This is a genomic window from Burkholderia sp. AU4i, assembly GCF_000466765.1.
Taxonomy (GTDB): Bacteria; Pseudomonadota; Gammaproteobacteria; order Burkholderiales; family Burkholderiaceae; genus Burkholderia; species Burkholderia cepacia.
Window position 1 is genome coordinate 51798 of record NZ_ASSI01000052.1, and the last position, 16636, is coordinate 68433.

General features: G+C 62.5%; 14 protein-coding genes, 1 tRNA gene and 1 pseudogene. 4 read left to right on the forward strand and 12 right to left on the reverse strand.

The features are described 5' to 3' along the window. Positions 1-159 precede the first annotated feature (159 nt). From L810_RS11910 to L810_RS11955, 10 genes are all read right to left on the reverse strand, one after another. The gene (locus L810_RS11910) at positions 160-882 is read right to left on the reverse strand and encodes a M48 family metallopeptidase (RefSeq protein WP_021158612.1); all 723 of its coding nucleotides are present in this window, start codon (positions 880-882) and stop codon (positions 160-162) included. Beyond that, a complete protein-coding gene (locus L810_RS11915) occupies positions 879-3989 on the reverse strand; it encodes a type I restriction endonuclease subunit R (protein ID WP_021158613.1) in 3111 nt (1036 codons plus the stop codon). The genes L810_RS11910 and L810_RS11915 overlap by 4 nt, the downstream gene beginning before the upstream one ends. Beyond that, positions 3982-5250, reverse strand: a complete 1269-nt coding sequence (locus L810_RS45050) for a restriction endonuclease subunit S (RefSeq protein ID WP_081712835.1) — start codon at positions 5248-5250, stop codon at positions 3982-3984. The genes L810_RS11915 and L810_RS45050 overlap by 8 nt, the downstream gene beginning before the upstream one ends. Then, positions 5241-7661 carry a type I restriction-modification system subunit M gene (locus tag L810_RS11925; RefSeq protein WP_042974151.1) on the reverse strand — a complete coding sequence of 807 codons (2421 nt, stop codon included), beginning with the start codon at positions 7659-7661 and terminating at the stop codon, positions 5241-5243. Before L810_RS11925 ends, L810_RS45050 begins: the two co-directional genes overlap by 10 nt. 727 nt (positions 7662-8388) lie before the next feature. Continuing rightward, entirely contained in the window at positions 8389-9594 is a 1206-nt protein-coding gene (locus tag L810_RS11930; protein ID WP_021158616.1) for a tyrosine-type recombinase/integrase, read from the reverse strand. A 175-nt stretch (positions 9595-9769) separates the two neighbouring features. Further along, a tRNA-Ala gene (locus L810_RS11935) sits at positions 9770-9845 on the reverse strand. Positions 9846-9911: 66 nt separating this feature from the next. Further along, a complete protein-coding gene (locus L810_RS11940; protein WP_021158617.1) occupies positions 9912-10274 on the reverse strand; it encodes a c-type cytochrome in 363 nt (120 codons plus the stop codon). Beyond that, the gene (locus tag L810_RS11945; protein WP_021158618.1) at positions 10271-11068 is read right to left on the reverse strand and encodes a BON domain-containing protein; all 798 of its coding nucleotides are present in this window, start codon (positions 11066-11068) and stop codon (positions 10271-10273) included. Before L810_RS11945 ends, L810_RS11940 begins: the two co-directional genes overlap by 4 nt. 17 nt (positions 11069-11085) lie before the next feature. After that, positions 11086-11670 carry an SIS domain-containing protein gene (locus L810_RS11950; RefSeq protein ID WP_042974154.1) on the reverse strand — a complete coding sequence of 195 codons (585 nt, stop codon included), beginning with the start codon at positions 11668-11670 and terminating at the stop codon, positions 11086-11088. A 126-nt stretch (positions 11671-11796) separates the two neighbouring features. Beyond that, on the reverse strand, positions 11797-12225 hold the full coding sequence (locus tag L810_RS11955; protein WP_042974155.1) for a YraN family protein: 429 nt from the start codon (positions 12223-12225) through the stop codon (positions 11797-11799). Between the two features lie 46 nt (positions 12226-12271). Between L810_RS11955 and rsmI the strand changes: the two genes are divergently transcribed. Next, complete coding sequence (rsmI, locus tag L810_RS11960; protein WP_021158621.1) at positions 12272-13153, forward strand: 16S rRNA (cytidine(1402)-2'-O)-methyltransferase; 882 nt, start codon at positions 12272-12274, stop codon at positions 13151-13153. Positions 13154-13261: 108 nt separating this feature from the next. Here rsmI and L810_RS11965 read toward each other — a convergent pair whose 3' ends face one another. Then, positions 13262-13873 carry a septal ring lytic transglycosylase RlpA family protein gene (locus L810_RS11965; RefSeq protein WP_027788623.1) on the reverse strand — a complete coding sequence of 204 codons (612 nt, stop codon included), beginning with the start codon at positions 13871-13873 and terminating at the stop codon, positions 13262-13264. A 657-nt stretch (positions 13874-14530) separates the two neighbouring features. On the opposite strand from L810_RS11965, the gene L810_RS11970 reads away from it, so the two are divergent. The 3 genes from L810_RS11970 to L810_RS11980 all read left to right on the forward strand — a co-directional run bounded on the left by L810_RS11970 (position 14531) and on the right by L810_RS11980 (position 16381). After that, positions 14531-15175 carry an MBL fold metallo-hydrolase gene (locus L810_RS11970; protein WP_021158624.1) on the forward strand — a complete coding sequence of 215 codons (645 nt, stop codon included), beginning with the start codon at positions 14531-14533 and terminating at the stop codon, positions 15173-15175. Then, complete coding sequence (locus L810_RS11975) at positions 15172-15831, forward strand: glycerol-3-phosphate ABC transporter permease UgpE (protein WP_021158625.1); 660 nt, start codon at positions 15172-15174, stop codon at positions 15829-15831. Before L810_RS11970 ends, L810_RS11975 begins: the two co-directional genes overlap by 4 nt. A 79-nt stretch (positions 15832-15910) precedes the next feature. Beyond that, positions 15911-16381, forward strand: coding sequence for an Lrp/AsnC family transcriptional regulator (locus L810_RS11980; RefSeq protein ID WP_006477376.1), 471 nt, complete (start codon positions 15911-15913; stop codon positions 16379-16381). Positions 16382-16426: 45 nt separating this feature from the next. On the opposite strand, the pseudogene L810_RS11985 reads toward L810_RS11980, so the two are convergent. After that, a pseudogene (locus L810_RS11985) lies at positions 16427-16636 on the reverse strand (cation diffusion facilitator family transporter); the annotation flags it as partial.

Below are 16636 nucleotides of genomic sequence, written 5' to 3' on the forward strand. Positions count from 1 at the left end.
CCGCGCCCCAAACTTGCCCTGCATCATCTCGACGACCCAACGGCGGGTTACAGAGTCGAGCAGTCGCACGACACAACAACTCGTGGGCGGCACGTCGGCCAAGGTTGCTGCCCAACCTCTTGCATGCGTATGGCATGCCTTACAGCAGTAAACGGAATTTCAACGTTTCCCGCCCCAAGACTCCGCCGCTAACGGCAGCTCATTTAGTTCCGCCCGGGCCTCCCGCCAGTTCGGATAATGTTTATCCAGCAAGTCAATGAAGCGTGGGCTATGCGTCGGCTCGATCAGGTGCAGCATTTCATGCACCACGACGTACTCCAGCAGATCTTTCGGTTTCTTGACCAGTTCAGTATTCAGGCGGATCGTGCCGGCCCGGTGATTACAACCGCCCCACTTGGTCTTCATGCGCTGCAGGAAGTAGGCGGATACCGACACCCCCAGTACCGGCTGCCATTTGTTGATGAGTGCCGGAATCGTATGGTGCAGCAGAGCGCGATGCCAGTCGTGCACGATCTCCTCGCGTTTCTCCGATGAGCTACCGGGGCGCACCGTCAGCGTGATGCGACGATGATCCAGCTTCACCCCGGGCTTGGCTTCCAGTTCCTTCACGGAAAGCAGATAGCGCCGCCCCCACAGAAAATGACTCTCCCGCTCGACGTACTGCCGGGGCGTTTCCCGGGCTTGGGCCTGGAACTTGGCCTGCTGAGCACGTATCCAGCCAAGCCTGGAGATGGCATAGGCACGGGCCACTTCCAAGCGGGTGCTGATCGGCGCTACCAAGGTGACATGCCCAGCCGGCGGACGCACCGAAAGGTGTACATTTTTGACCGCCTTGCGCGTGACCTCGATGGCGACCTCGCCAAGCTGGATAACTTCCGTCACAGATATCCCTGCTGGCTCTTGATAATCTCAAACATGGCTTTGGTCGCGGTACGGTCCCGGCTGAAAAGTGGGAACAGAGCGTTCAGCACCTGAGCTCCGCGCGGACCGTCGGCATCCTCCTGCCAACCGGCCGGGGCATGCTCGCGGATGGCCCTGTCGATCTGCAAGGCCAGTTCCGCTTTACCATGGTCGTCCGCCGGACATTGAAAATGTTCGCCCGGGATCGACGCCAGGTTGTTGAAGAAAATCGTGGCCTCCCGGTTGCCATGCAGGACCGCCGGCACGCCAGCCTGGGGCTGTTTCGCAGCAAGCTTGCGCACGAGTTCCTCTGCCTTGCGGAGAAACTCCTCGTAGGCTTGTGCATCGGTCCGGCTTTGCTCGATCAGATCGTCCAGCAGCTTAGACATCTGATCATAGAACTTCGGGTCGGTAAGCTGGTCGCGGATGATGGTCTTGCGGACGTTGTTGATGATGCCTTCGGCAATGGCATTCTTGGTCAGCTTGCCCTTCTCGTTCAGTTTCCTGGCGATAGCGTCGTGGATGCCGGTTTCGATAATCAATTCGGTCAGCGACAGTTCGCCCAGTTCCCCGAGTTCTGTGGCTGTATCGGCCTGGATGTAAGTGTTGATGAGATGGCGCATGTCTGCCTCGTAGGGCTTGATGTCCAGCTCCTCGCCAGAGTGTTTCTTGATGGCGGCACGGATTTCGGCGTAGAACTCCACTTCCCGTTGCAGGGTTGTCACTTCGGCATCCGTGTAGCCGGCCTCGCTAAGGTTCTGAGACAAATCGGCATAGGCTCGGACAAACACGGCCACCGCCTTGTAGAATGAAACCCGCAGAGGCTCGGTTTCATTGAGCGCATTTGGGTTGGCCGCATCGCCGCAGAAGTAATGCAGGAATTGCTCCACCTCCCGGGGCTGAGGCACTGGCTCACATAGGTAATGCAGCGCTTGCTGCGCGTCGTCCAGTTGCTTTCTGCCTTCTTCCAATGCGTTTTTAAGGTAGACGTTATTCTCGCCGCCGTTGCCGGCGTCGATGTCCAGTTCGTCGGAGCTATAGACGGCGACGGCTTGCTGCACGTCCCCGAACAACTCCTTGTAATCGACGATATGCCCGTAATCCTTGTCATCGCCGTCCAGCCGATTGGTACGGCAAATGGCCTGGAACAGGTTGTGGTCGCGAAGTTCGTTGTCCAAGTAAATGTAGGTGCAGCTTGGTGCGTCGAAGCCGGTCAGGAGCTTGCTGACCACTATCAGCAACTTGAGGTTGGCCGGCTCATCCTTGAAGCGGCGCTTCACCTCATCCTCATACTGCTTGGTAGTCTGCCCCTTGCCCAGTACATGCTGGGTGTAGGTGTCGAACTTGTAACGCTCGTCGCTGTTGGCCGGCTCCCGCGAAATGGCGTTGTGGTTGGGCTCAAACGAGGTGACCACGCCGCAGTACTGGCCGAAGGCAGTGTTCTGGAACAGGCGGAAGTAATGGCAGGCGTCGTAGATTGACGCCGCCACCAAAATCGCCGTACCCCGGTCGTTGTTTAGGCGAGGCTTCAGGGCAAAGTCCTGAATGATGTCGGCAATGATGCGCTGCTTGCGCTCCGCCGCACTCATCAGTTCCTCCATCGTCGCCCAGCGGCGGCGCAGGATAGCCCTCTGGAAGTTGTTGAGGTTCTTGGTCTTCTGCTCGAACCACTTGTCGATGGCTGTACGAGAGCCCAGCCGCTGGGGCACGTCCCGGGCCTCATACTTCAAGTCCAGCACCACCTTGTCGGCTACAGCCTGGTGGAACTTGTAAGTGTGGATGTAGGTGCCGAACACGTCCCGCGTCATCTGCTTGTCCTTGCGCAGCAGAGGCGTGCCGGTGAAGCCGATGAAAATTGCCCCTTCCAGCCAGCGCTTCATTTGCTTATTCATGTCGCCGCCTTGGGTGCGGTGGCATTCATCGACAAAGATGTAGAAACGCCCATGGACCCGGGGCGGCTCACCTTTCAGGTCAGCGGTGTCGAATTTGTGGATCAGGGCACAGAGCAGGCGCTGCGTGGTAACGCCCAGTTTCTCGATCAGCTCGGCGCGAGAGGCGATGCGTGGTGACGGGGTATCCTCGCCGATCACGCCTGCGTTACGCATAACGCCGACGATCTGCTTGTCCAGCTCATCCCGGTCGGTGATGACCAGGATGCGGGCCTCCGGATCATGCTCTAACAGCCACTTGGCGATCAGCACCATCAGGATGCTTTTGCCGCTGCCTTGGGTGTGCCAAATCACGCCCCCCTCCCGCTTGGCAACCCGCTCTTGGGCGGCCTTTACGCCCTGGTACTGGTGCTGGCGCGGTACCTTTTTCTGGCCAGCGTCGAAGATGATGAAGTTGCGCATCAGGTCGAGCAGCCGCGCCTTGTCGCACAGCTGCACCAGCGGGCGGTCCAGCAGGCTGCCGGCTTCCGGTGCAACACCGGCGGCAGACGGTGCCTCGTCCTTCCACTCCACGAAGAACTGCTCGGGCGTACCGGCGGTGCCATAGCGCAGGCCTTGCGAATCGCTTCCGGCCAGTACCAGCTGTATCGTGCTGAAGAAGCCCTTATTGAAGATTTCTTCCTGGTTGGTGATGAGCTGGCGCACCCCGTCGAACACCTCCACCGAACTGCGCTTGAGTTCGAGCACCGCGACGGCGATGCCGTTCACGTACAGCACGATATCCGGGCGGCGCTGGTAGCCGCCCTTGAGGGTTACCTCCTCGGCAAGGGCAAAGTCGTTGTTGCCTGGCGAGGCCCAGTCGATCAGGTGTACCTTGTCGTGGGGCTGGCCGGCAGCCACCTGCACGTCCACTCCATAGCGCAACAGCTGATAGGTGCGCAGGTTGGCCTGATAGAGGGTGATGCCGGTTGCGTCGGCGGCCGTTTCTAGTTTTTGCAGGGCGCCGGCAATGTGGGCGTCGGTGTAGCCCCGGGTCAGGAGGTTGGTCCGCAGCAGGGCAGTTTCGATGGGGCGGTTGTCCTCCCGCTTATTCCATTCGCCCAGGTAGTCGTAGCCGAGGCAGTCCGGGCGCGACTTGTCCGTAAAGAGTGCGATGACGCGGTTCTGGGTCTTGCGCTCGGAACGCGGCTGTTCAGACATGGGAGGCCTCAGGAGAGAGCAGTCGGGTCTTGCCAGTCAGCAGTTCCTGCATCATAGCCTGCTTGAGGACGCGGGTTTTGATGAGGCGGGTGTCTAGGGCCGCCAGTTCAGCGTCCATGTCGGAGAGCACCGTGGCGATGGCAGTTTGTTCAGCTTTAGACTTCGGAGACAAAACCTCGTATTCGCGTAATTGACCTTTCCCGATTTCCAGGAATGTACTACCGCCGCACAGGCTGACAAATCCTTGCTTTTGCGTTTGCAGTAGATAGTAGAGAAACTCTACATCAACCTCGTTGGACGGAATGAAATTCTTGAATCCTTGGTTCGTCGTCACCGGAACGGCATTGATCGCACATTCTCCAATCGTGGCGCGGGAGGTCATCAAAACAGACTGAGCCGGTATCAATTCTGCCGAGCTGCTTTTCAACCCGTGGTCGGTTATACGACGGCTCGTTTCGCGCAGGTACTTCTTCCCCGCAAGAGACGTAATGTCTGTAGGAGTACACCACTGAATTTCACCATCCCATGCAGCGGCATCACCTGTACTTGGCGTTCCACCGCTTCGTATATCTGCCATTTCCCCGAGCCGCTTCACCTCCCACTCCTCGCTAAACCCAGGCAGGCGGGTTTGGCCGGTGAGGAGTCGCTGCATGGTGGCCTGCTTGAGGTCGCACTTCTTGGCGATCAACCCGGTCAGCCCGTCGAGTAGCGCATCCACATCCGACAGCGCAGTGGCGATGAGGCGCTGCTCTTCAGTCGACGGAAGAGCAATCAAAAAATTTCGGACATCATTGCCTGTAATATTTGGGTCTTTTCGACTGCTGCTCGCTACAGCTTTCCAATAATCAACATGATAATTGAGAAAGTAGAGTAGATACTTCGAATCCAGCTTTCGACGATTTGGACATATTGCCGTGAGTGCTTGATTTATTGTCGCAGGGAATGGCAACAATCCGGTGCGGCCAATTTGAGCAAATCCACCATACATCGCGACCAATACCGACCCGGCTGGATATAGCCTTAGCGATGTTTCGCGCAGTGCAGTTTCAGTGACACACTCGTCAGTTTCGTCGAGGACGGAGTTATTCAGATCGAGCGTCTTAACCCAAGGAATCGTTCCTCCGTGGAAATAGCGCTCGGCCGCAGCCCGAGCCGGCGTAGTACCAGAAGAAGTTTCCGAATAAGCAGAGAGGGGCTCAACATCCCAATCCATCGGGATCATTCCTACTTCCGTCTGTTTAAACTCAGCCCTCATTTCCATGCCGCCCCCATCCTCCTGAGGTGTTCTTCTACCTTGGCCGACAGCGCAACCACCTCATCCACCAGTCGCGGCAATGGCATGGCGTAGCGTTCGGCCAACTCGTGGATTCGACTGGTCAGCGTCTGACCGACGCGGTTGAGTTCGCCCTCCAGGTCGGCGGCCAGCCGGGCGAGCCATTTGTCGTCCACCACCAACGTCTTGATCTCATCCACGCTCAGCTTGGCGTAATGGTCATGGGCAAGCTGGTCGAGCTCGGCATCCAGCTCTTTGACGGTTTTCTTGAGTTTGCTTTCCTGTTCGCTGAGCTTGAGCCATTGTTTCAACACCGCGAACTCGTCCATAGCCTCGGGATCCGTGCCGATTTCCTTAACACGGTCCTTCACCTGGGTGACATTGATCTTGTCAAATCCGGCAAAAGCAGCATCCTCGCTACTGTGCTCCTCTTCTAGACCGGCGATCTGGCCCGCCACGGCTTCAAGTTCGGCTTGTTTGGCCTCCAGCGCTGCCTCTTTCTGCGCGAAGTAGCGGGCAACGATATAGCGCTTGGGAATCAGGTCGCAAGCCCAACCCTTATCCTTCTGCTTACCCTTCTTGTCGGTTTCAACAATGCGTGCCGGTTTGGCCACCCAGCCGTCGGCGGCGATAAGGTATGCATCGTCCTGCATGGTTTCGGCCCAGTAGTCCATCAGGTGCTGATAGACATCGTAGGCGTCGAGCAGGGGAGCGGCCTGGAAGGTGGTAAGGAGCGTTTCGGAAACGATACCAATAAGAGTCTTAGGGTGATCGTCTTGACCGAAGCTCGTGAGGCGCGGCCTGATCGCCTGCCGCCATTTCCCGAATAGGGTATTCACCTGGCCGGTGAAGGCGATGAATTCGGCGTGTCCGAGGATGGCCGCCTTAATCTCGCCTACCGGCAGCTTGAGGCGGGCATAGCCGGGACGGCCTGCTGGCTCAAACAAGGCAGAGCGCAGGCCTGGCATCTGTTGCCAGTCAGCGGCAAACGCGTCGATGTCCCTCTCTGGGATACCGCCGTTGAGGTGGGCGTCAATATCCTGAATGTCTTCGGGCTCGCTGCTGTCGATGTAGCGCGGCAGATTCAGGTTGAAGTCGTTCTTCGGGTCGGCGATCTCAGCGAAGGACACCATGCGGGCGTATCGCGGGCAGTCGATCTGCCTAGTAAAGGTGTCCACGATCTTATGGATGTCCTGCTCGCGCAAGCGGTTCTTGTTGCCGTCTTTGATGTATCCCTTGGCGGCGTCGATCATGAACACGCCCTTGCGGGTGACCGCGTTCTCCTTGTCGAGCACAAGAATGCAAGCGGGGATGCCGGTGCCATAGAAGAGGTTGGCCGGCAGGCCGATGATGCCCTTGAGGATGCCGGAGCCAACCAACTGCCGGCGGATGACTGCCTCGGCATTGCCCCGAAACAGCACGCCGTGCGGCAGGATGCAGGCCGCTTTGCCGGCAACCTTCATGCTGCGGATGATGTGCAATAGGTAGGCGTAGTCGCCTTGCTTTGCGGGTGGCACACCCCACCCGAAGCGCTGGTAGAGGTCTGCTTCGGGAGCGAGGCCGGTGCTCCAGGTTTTGTCGGAAAAGGGCGGATTAGCGACCACATAGTCGTAGGTGCGCAGCCCCTCGCCATCCTTGAACTTGGGAGCAGCCAGGGTGTTGCCGGAAAGGATGTTGGCCGTGGGGAAGTCATGCAGGATCATGTTCATCCGCGCCAGACCGGCGGTGGTGACGTCTTTTTCCTGCCCTTCCAAGGTGATTTTGTTGCCGGATTCGGCGGCGACCTTGAGCAGCAGCGAACCGGAGCCGCAGGTCGGATCGTATGCGGTGGTGGCGGCCTTGGTATTTCCCGGCGCGATGCCGATCACCTTGGCGATGACGCGACTGACCTCGGACGGAGTATAGAACTGCCCTTTGCTCTTGCCGGAATCCTGGGCGAAGTGACGCATCAAGTATTCGTAGGCATCGCCCAAGATGTCGTCGTGCTCAGCGCGGTTCTTTGAGAAGTCCAACTCCGGCTTCTGAAAGATGCCGATCAGGTTGGAGAGCCGCTCCACCATGGCTGGGCCTTCACCCAGCTTGTTGGGGTCGTTGAAGTCAGGGAAATCGCTGCGCGCCAGCCGTGCGTTAGAGTCAATCAGCGGCTGGATGATCGTGGTATTGATCTTGTCGCCGATGTCGCTCTTGCCCTTGAGGGCTATCATGTCCTTGAAACTGGCGCCCTTGGGAATAACCACGGGCGGGGCAAAGTCGTCGCTATCCGCGTACTTGTCGCTGATGTATTTGATGAACAGCATGAACAGGACATAGTCCTTGTACTGGCTGGCATCCATTCCGCCGCGCAGTTCATCACAGGAGGCCCAGAGAGAGGAGTAAAGGTCAGATTTCTTGAGTGCCATGCTGCATCGTTCGACAAAAGACGAACTTTAACCTAAAGGCATACTCTATCGAGGTCAAATGACGTGACAGCCCGCTCCATGGCCTTTGCCGGCCGGACAAATTGTATCCATCGTACGGCAGCTTAGGCCGGGGGGCTCCTTTGGGCGTCCGTCAGGGTTCAAGGTAGAGAGGTCAATTGAGTGACCACTTGCGGGGAATACTCAGTGGTAGCTCCGGCCGCGAGCCGCCGCACGCCGCGCAATTGATTGCACGCAGACCGAGCCGGGTTTTGCGAGCGTGATCTGTTGATCGAGTTCATCAGGCGCCGGATACGTAAACGTCGCCCCCCTGGAGCAACAAAAATGAAGCGATTCCGATGCGGGGCCACTTTGGGGGCAATTCCGAATCCTGGCGTGCGCCCGGATGGCGGTGCCCCAATGAGTAGAAGAAAGCAACGCGCGAGGGAAGCGGGCCCCGAACGAATGGAGTCGGTGCAGCCGAGCATCCGACCGGGTGATTGCGCAACGCGTTGCAATTGATTGCGACGCACGCAGACTGCCGACCTGTTGGGGTCAATGTTGGGTCAAGGGCAGACGTAGAAAAGGGGGTTAGCAGCCCTAGACCGCTAACCCCTTGATTCCTGGTCGGGGCGAGAGGATTTGAACCTTCGACCACCTGCACCCCATGAAGGTCTTTGCACGTGATACCCATCGTGGCTCAACGCCCACCGTTCGCTTAGTGGTCAACTTACACGAGAAGTGGGATTACTTGTGCCCCTTGTTTTACACGGTCAAGATAGTCTGCCCATTGTTGCATCATCATCCGGCGTTCTTTGAGGAACTTCGTCCGGTTATAGGCCGTGCCCAAGGTGTCCGGTACCCTATGAGCCAATTGGTGCTCGATTACCTCCGGCCTGACGTGCAGCTCCTCATGCAGAATGGTGCGCGCCATCGCCCGGAAGCCGTGGCCAGTAATCTCAGTTTTAGTGTCATACCCCATGCGTCGCAAAGCAGCATTGATCGCCGCCTCGCTCATGGGCTTCCGGGGATCTCGCCCTGGGAAGACGTGCTGACGCTGTCCCGTCAGGTCGCGCAGTTCGCGCAGAAGCGCCACCGCTTGCGTGGCCAACGGAACGAGCTGTTCCGTCCCGGTCTTGCTTACGGTATAGCGCCATTCGGCTTTGTCGAGATCAAAACCCGACCATTCCGCCTTCCGCAATTCACCCGGGCGCACAAACAAAAGGGGAGCCAGCTGTAAGGCGCATTTCACGACGAATGTCCCCTTGAACCCGTCAATGGCGCGGAGCAGTTCGCCCGCCTTGACCGGATCCGTGATGGCAGCGTAGTGCTCATGTTTCAGCGGTGCAAGCGCGCCGCGGAGATCGCCGGAAGGATCACGTTCGGCCCGGCCCGTGGCGACGGCATATCGAAATATCTGCCCGCAGTTTTGCAACGCCCGATGGGCGGTATCTTTGGCGCCGCGCCCCTCGATGCGGCGCAGCAGGCTCAACAATTCGGGCGCGGTGATTTCGGCGATGGGGCGCCCGCCAATCCAGGGAAACATGTCCCTTTCGAGCCTTTGAATGATCTTGTCGGCATGACTGCTGGCCCAGCCGGGGGCGTATCGTGCAAACCACTCGCGAGCGACCAGTTCGAACGAGTTAGCCGCCCTCTCTTCGCTCGCCGCCTTCCGCGCCTTCTTGGCATCTCCCGGATCGACACCGTTTGCCAACTGTTTCCTGGCTGCATCCCGACGCTCCCGGGCGTCTTTCAAGCCGACATCAGGGTACACGCCCAGGGAAATGCGTTTTTCCCTCCCATCGAATCGGTACTTCAAGCGCCACCACTTGCCCCCAGCGGGAGCGATCTCGAGATAGAGGCCGCCGCCATCGAACAGACGAATCGGCTTTTCGCCCGGCTTGGCATTCTTGATCGTGACGTCGGTGAGGGCCATGCGGCACCTCCTGGGGGCAAGTGCCTGCGGGGGCAGGTCAGTTATCCCGAATGTTGCCCCCACCGACACCAGGATTCAAAAGGATGTCATTGGATAGTATAGGCGATAAAAAACCCCGCGAGCCTTACTGGCTGCGGGGTTTCAGGATACAGTCGGATGACCGCGAATGTGTTCTTGGTGGAGCGGAGGAGGATCGAACTCCCGACCTTCGCATTGCGAACGCGACGCTCTCCCAGCTGAGCTACCGCCCCAACAGTCGACCATCATACACACGCATTTCTGCGCTTGGCAATAGGGGTTGAGTCACCCCCGATGCCTTACTTTGACGGCGCCCCAGCCAGTACCCATTCGACCACCGAACGCGCGTCGGCGTCGCTCATGCGCGGATGCGCCGGCATTGGAATCGCGCCCCAGACGCCGGAGCCGCCCTCCTTCACCTTCTTCGACAGCTTTGCCACGGCCTGCGGATCGGCCTTGTAGCGGGCGGCGATTTCCTTGAACGACGGGCCGACGAGCTTGCGGTCGACCGCGTGGCAACCCATGCACGCATTGCCGCGCGCCACCTTCAGGCCGTCGCCGACATCCGCATGCGCGGCGCCCAGCGTGCCCGCCACGAGCGCCGCGGCTGCGGCGCCCTGCATCATCCACGGTTTCAATTGCTTCATCTGCATGCTCTTCATTGCGACGGTGCCTTCGGGTTGCCCGGGTGCACGCTCGACGAATTCGAGATCGGCGCGGGTGGCTGCAGCGGCGTGGACTGCACCGACGCGTCGGGCACGGCGCCCACCGTCGCGGTATCCGCCGGCGCGGTGGCCTGCGCACCGGACGCGCCGCTCGCGGGCGACGCCGCCTGCAGCGCCTGCGCGTCCTGCGGCTTCACGTACTGGAACACCTTCACGACTTTCTCGACGCCGGGCACCTGACTGGCGGCTTCCGCGCCGCGATTGCCCTCGTCGACCGTCACGAGCCCCATCAGGTAAAGGTTGCCGCGTTCGCTGACCACCTTGTAGTAGTTCGCCGAGATGCCCTTCGTCGCGATCAGCTCGGACTTCACGCGCCCCTCGAGGTACGAGTCGTTCGCGCGCGACGACAGCGACGACGCCGGCTCGACCGACAGCTCGTTGACGATGCCGTTCACGTTGTTGATGCCGCGCACGATTTCCTCGGCGCGCTGCTTCGATGCATCGTTCGGCACCTCGCCCGTCAGCAGCACGCGGCGGTTGAACACCGTGACGTTCACGTGCGACTGGTCGGGCAGCCCGTTGTTGATCTGCGTGAGCGACTTGACCTGGATCTCACGATCCTCCGTCTGCGCGCCGAGCGTACGGCGGTCGGTCGCGACCAGCGCGCCGCCGCCGGCCGCTGCGCCGACGATCCCGAGCACACAACCCTGCAGCGACACGGCGAGGCCCGCCGTCAGCGCGGCGAGCAGCGTGGTTCTGACGAGCGTCTGTTTGACGCGGCTTTGATTCATCGACGGCTCTCCTTCGTTCAATCCTCACCCAGCAGCATCGCGTCGATGCCGTCGCACAGGCAGTGGATGGTCAGCAGATGGACTTCGTGGACGCGCGCCGCACGGGCGGCGGGCACGTTGATCGGAATATCGGTGTCGGACAGCGCGGCCGCAACCGCATGGCCGTCGCCGCCCGTCAGCGCGACGACGGTCATCTCGCGCTCGTGCGCTTCGTCGATCGCCGCCAGCACGCGCGGCGACGCGCCGCCCGGATCGAGCACCAGCAGGATGTCGCCGGTCTGGCCGAGCACGCGCACCTGCTGGGCGAACAGTTGCTCGGCGGACACCGCCCCCGCGAGGCCGCCCTGCGACGCATCGGTGGCCAGCGCGATCGCGGGCAGGCCCGGACGCTCGCGCTCGAAGCCGCCGACGAGCGACACGGCGAGGTAGTGCGCGGCGGCGGCCGACGGGCCGTCACCGCACGCGACGATCTTGTTGCCGTTCGCCAGCGCGGCGAACATCGCATCGACCGCGGCTGCGATCGGCAGCGACAATGCGTCGGCCGCTTCGGCGTGAAGCGCTGCGCTGTCGTGGAAATGTTGCTGAATACGTTCGACTGACATCGATTCCTGGTGAACTGGGCGCGCGGCACGCATCGCGCGACATCGTGGGTGCGGCGAGTTTACCGTACTCCGGCACGCTCTCCGGGGGTCCGGCAAGAACTCTTTACATCTCGTCACAGCTCGCGGCTACGCATCGTCGGCACGAAATGCGTCGCGCAGCCACTCGAGCCGCCCGGCCTCGAACGCGACGACGTCGAAGCGGCACGCGGCACCGGCGCCGTGGCGCGCCCAGAACTGGAGCGCGGCCGCCACCAGGCGCCGCCGCTTGCGCCAGCCCACGCTCGCGGCCGCGCCGCCATGCCGGACGCTGCGCCGCGCGCGCACTTCGACGAACACGAGCATGCCGTCGGCCTCGCGCATCACGAGATCGAGCTCGCCGCCGCGCATCGTCACGTTCGCCGCGACGAACACGAGGCCGCGGCGTTCGAGAAACTGCCGTGCACGCTGCTCGAACGCCGCGCCGACCGGCCTGGATCGCGCCGTGCCGGAAAAGTTGTCGCCCGCGCGCGGCAAACCGCGCCCGTCACCCGGCCGCGCCGGCGCCGCGTGGCACAATGCCGTCCTTGTTCCGCTTGCGCCGCGATTGCGCGCATTGCCTGCCATGACTGCCCTCCTCGAACTCGCGCAAACGCAGCACTACCCGGAAGCCGCGCTCTACGTGGTTGCCACGCCGATCGGCAACACCGCCGACATCACGCTGCGCGCGCTGCACGTGCTCGGCCTCGCCGACCGCATCGCGGCTGAAGACACCCGCAACACGGGCCAACTGCTCGCCCGCTACGGGATGTCGAAGCCGCTCGTCGCCGTGCACGAGCACAACGAACGCGAAGCCGCGCAGCGCGTGATCGAACTGCTGCGCGGCGGCGAACGCGTGGCCTACGTGTCGGACGCCGGCACGCCCGGCATCTCGGACCCTGGCGCGCGGCTCGTCGACGCGGTGCGCGCCGCCGGCTTCGCGGTGATCCCGCTGCCGGGCGCGAGCGCGGCGGTGACCGCGCTGAGCGTGGCCGGCGACTGGGCCGGCGCGTTCACGTTCGCGGGCTTCCTGCCGCCGAAGGCCAGGCAGCGCGCGACCGCGCTGCAGGCGCTGGTATCGCACCCGTATGCGCTGGTGTTCTACGAAGCGCCGCACCGGATCGCCGAAACCGTCGCCGCGCTCGCCGACGCATTCGGCCCCGCGCGCCGGCTGCTGATCGCGCGCGAACTCACCAAGCTACACGAGCAGCTGTTCCAGGGCACCCTGGCCGAAGGACAGACCTGGCTCGCCGGCGATGCGAACCGGCAGCGCGGCGAATTCGTGCTGGTCGTCGAAGGCGCGCCGGCGACGAGCGGCGAAGCCGACGACACCGCGCACGACGCGCTGCTCAGGCTGCTGCTGGAAGAGGTGCCGGTGAAGAGCGCGGCGAAGCTCGCGGCCGCGCTGACGGGCGCGTCGCGCAACACGCTGTATGCGCGGGCGCTCGCGCTGAAGGATGAAAACTGACGCGCGAGCCGGCCGGCACCGGGACACCGGTGCCGACGTCGCGCCGTGCAGGAAAGACAAAGGGCTGCCCTCGGGCAGCCCTTTTGCATGAGCGGTCGATCCGCCGCGTTACTTCGTCGAGACCGACGCGAGCATTTCGTCGCGTGCTTCGCGCGCTTCCTGCGGCGACAGCCCTTCGATCTTCACGCGGCCCGTGCCGGCGTGCACGAGGCCGATCATCTTGGCAGCGGCATACGACAGGTCGAGCACACGGCCGCGCTTGAACGGCCCGCGATCGTTGACCTTCACGACGACCCACTTGCCGGACGACGCGTTCGTCACCTTGATGTACGACGACAGCGGCAGCGTGCGGTGCGCGGCGGTGAGCGCGTTCATGTTGAAGCGCTCGCCGTTCGCGGTGCGGCGGCCGTGGAAATCCCGCCCGTACCACGATGCGCGGCCCGTCTGGCGGAAGTCGGACACATCCTTGCCGTCGATCGGCTCGGCGTCCGCCAGCGACGACTTCTTCGCGTCCTTGGCGTCGGCAGCCGGCATCGACGCCAGTGCGGAATCGAAATTCAGTTGCTGCTTGTCGTTGTCCGCCTTCGCGGCACCGGCCGTCTTGTCGACCGCGTTCTTCTGGTTCGCGCTTCCGGTGGTCTGGCTGGGTGGCACCGCACAGCCCGTCAACGCGAAAAATAATGCAATGGTCCCGAAACGAGTCGGAAATCGTACGTTCATCGACGTGTCGCCTTCTGGTTCGGGCCGCTCCTTCGTCACGCTGCTTCACAGCGCGGACACGCGGCCCGGACGGCAAATGCGTGCACGCCCCGCTCGGATGCGAGCAGGCGGCTAGCATGGGCGCGGCTTTCGTCTATGCCGCAACCGTCCTGATTAGCTTTCACGTCTGGCGCAACCTGTCCCCAACAGCCTGACCAGACCCCACATGCCGCCATCGAACATGGCTTTCACGTTCGCGCGCGTCGAAACGACCAACGCACAGGAACGGCGGCACAGGCCTCATCCGGCGGCGCGGCAGCAGGGCCGCAGGCGGGCGCGCAGCACCCGGCCGGACAAGACGTGAGCACCGAATGCTCGGTGCTGGATACACCGCCGGACTCCCCGGCGGCTGATGCTTGACGGTGCTTCCGACGCCCCTTTTCAACGGGGCCGAAACACCAGCGAATGGCGTGAAATTCACGCGCAATGGAGCGCATTATACATAAATCAAAACGCTGTCCTGAAAAGCACCGCCGGCGGACCATTGATTCTCACTATGGCTGTAACAATCGACATGCTCCGGGAATGCCCGGAGGCGCGCACCGCGACGCGCGTCGCGCGGCCGGCAAGCGGCACGCGCGACCGGTACAATCGCTCCTTTTAGCCGCCGGTGCCTCCATGAAAGTCACGCTCATTCCGGTCACGCCGTTCCAGCAGAACTGCTCGCTGCTCGTCTGCGAGAAGACGGGCCGCGCCGCCGTCGTCGATCCGGGCGGCGACCTCGACCGGATCCAGCAGGAAGTCGCGCGGCAGAACGTGCAGGTCGAGAAGGTGCTGCTCACGCACGGGCACATCGATCACTGCGCGGGCGCGAAGACGCTCGCGACGCACTACGGCGTGCCGATCGAGGGGCCGCAGGAAGAAGAGCGCTTCTGGATCGAGAAGCTGCCGATGCAGAGCGAGCGCTTCGGCTTTCCGGCCGCCGAAACCTTCGAGCCGGATCGCTGGCTGAACGACGGCGACACCGTGCAGTTCGGCGACGAGACGCTCGAGGTCTATCACTGCCCGGGCCACACGCCCGGCCACGTCGTGTTCTTCAGCCGCGCGCATCGCGTCGCGATCGTCGGCGACGTGCTGTTCGCCGGTTCGATCGGCCGCACCGATTTCCCGCGCGGCAATCATGAGGATCTCGTCCGCTCGATCAAGGAGAAGCTGTGGCCGCTCGGCGACGACGTGACGTTCGTGCCGGGCCACGGCCCGGTGTCGACGTTCGGCGACGAGCGCCGCACGAACCCGTTCGTGTCCGACAAGGTATTCGGATGAACCAGACCGCCATCCCGGAAATCTACGTCAGCACCGACGTCGAGGCCGACGGCCCGATTCCCGGCCCGCACTCGATGCTGAGCTTCGCGTCGGCCGCCTATACCGAGGACAAGCAGCTGATCGCGACCTTCTCGGCCAACCTCGAGACGCTGCCGGGCGCGCAGGCGCACCCGGTGCAGGAAGCGTGGTGGAAGACCGAGCCCGACGCATGGGCCGCGTGCCGCCGCGACCTGCAGGCGCCCGAGGCGGCGCTCGTCGCGTACGTCGACTGGGTCGAGGCGCTGCCCGGCAAGCCGGTGTTCGTCGCGATGCCGGCCGGCTTCGATTTCACGTTCATGTTCTGGTACATGATGCGCTTCGCCGGGCGCTGCCCGTTCTCGTGGTCGGCGCTCGACATCAAGACGCTCGCGTTCGCGATGACGGGCCTGCCGTACCGCAAGGCGATCAAGCCGCGTTTTCCGAAGCACTGGTTCGACGACCATCCGCACACGCACGTCGCGCTCGACGACGCGATCGAGCAAGGCGCGCTGTTCTGCAACATGCTCGCCGACCTGCGCCGCCAGCAGGCCGCGCTCGCGGGCCTCGCGGTGTCGGACACCGATCGGTCGGAAAACGCGGGGGCGGGACAAAACCCCACGGATCCGCGAGCAAATTAGCGAATCTCGCTCAGCAACGCGACGCCAGATTGCCTTTCCTTTCCCGGCCCTCTAACATTCAGCATGTTGTTGCTGCCGCATGGAGGCGCAGGTGACGCTCGATTCCTTTTCGCAAAAAATCCTTCGCCTGTTGCAGCTCGACGCGCGCCGTTCCGTTCAGGAAATTTCCGACCAGGTCGGCCTGTCGAGCACGCCGTGCTGGCGCCGCATCAAGGACATGGAACAGTCGGGCGTGATCCAGCGCTACACGGCGCTGCTCGATCGCGAGAAGCTCGGCCTGCACGTCTGCGCGCTCGCGCACGTGCACCTGACCCGCCACAACGAAGGCGGCGTCGAGCAGTTCGAGCGCGAGATCGCGACCTGCCCGGAAGTCACCGAGTGCTACAGCACGACCGGCGAGGCCGATTACATCCTCAAGATCGTCGCGCCGGACATCAAGGCTTACGACGTGTTCCTGCACGAACGCATCTTCAAGATCCCCGCCGTGTCGCAAGTGCGCACGAGTGTCGTGCTGCGCGAGATCAAGTTCGACACGCAGCTGCCGCTGTAACGGCTGTAACGCGCACGCCCGCGCGCACGGCCCGCTGGCGGCAGGTCACGCCTGCGCGGGCATCGTGCGCGTGAAGCCGATCCGGCGCGCGCCGAACTCGCGCTTCAGCGCGTCGACGTCGAGCCGGCCGGCCAGCGCCGCATCGGTGTCGTGCGGATCGCACGCCAGCGTCACGTCGATCTCGAGCCCCGTGCTCAGGTAATGCAGGTTGATCGCCGCCGCATGCAGCCCGCGCTGCGCGAGCGCGGCCTCGAG

Bases quoted from the DNA above. Each gene is read 5' to 3' on its own strand.
- L810_RS11945 (WP_021158618.1), bottom strand. From the start codon at position 11,068: ATGAATCAAAGCCGCGTCAAACAGACGCTCGTCAGAACCACGCTGCTC.
- L810_RS11915 (WP_021158613.1), bottom strand. From the start codon at position 3,989: ATGTCTGAACAGCCGCGTTCCGAGCGCAAGACCCAGAACCGCGTCATC.
- L810_RS11930 (WP_021158616.1), bottom strand. From the start codon at position 9,594: ATGGCCCTCACCGACGTCACGATCAAGAATGCCAAGCCGGGCGAAAAG.
- L810_RS11975 (WP_021158625.1), top strand. From the start codon at position 15,172: ATGAACCAGACCGCCATCCCGGAAATCTACGTCAGCACCGACGTCGAG.
- L810_RS11970 (WP_021158624.1), top strand. From the start codon at position 14,531: ATGAAAGTCACGCTCATTCCGGTCACGCCGTTCCAGCAGAACTGCTCG.
- L810_RS11950 (WP_042974154.1), bottom strand. From the start codon at position 11,670: ATGTCAGTCGAACGTATTCAGCAACATTTCCACGACAGCGCAGCGCTT.
- L810_RS11925 (WP_042974151.1), bottom strand. From the start codon at position 7,661: ATGGCACTCAAGAAATCTGACCTTTACTCCTCTCTCTGGGCCTCCTGT.
- rsmI (WP_021158621.1), top strand. From the start codon at position 12,272: ATGACTGCCCTCCTCGAACTCGCGCAAACGCAGCACTACCCGGAAGCC.
- L810_RS11940 (WP_021158617.1), bottom strand. From the start codon at position 10,274: ATGAAGAGCATGCAGATGAAGCAATTGAAACCGTGGATGATGCAGGGC.
- L810_RS45050 (WP_081712835.1), bottom strand. From the start codon at position 5,250: ATGGAAATGAGGGCTGAGTTTAAACAGACGGAAGTAGGAATGATCCCG.
- L810_RS11980 (WP_006477376.1), top strand. From the start codon at position 15,911: ATGGAGGCGCAGGTGACGCTCGATTCCTTTTCGCAAAAAATCCTTCGC.
- L810_RS11965 (WP_027788623.1), bottom strand. From the start codon at position 13,873: ATGAACGTACGATTTCCGACTCGTTTCGGGACCATTGCATTATTTTTC.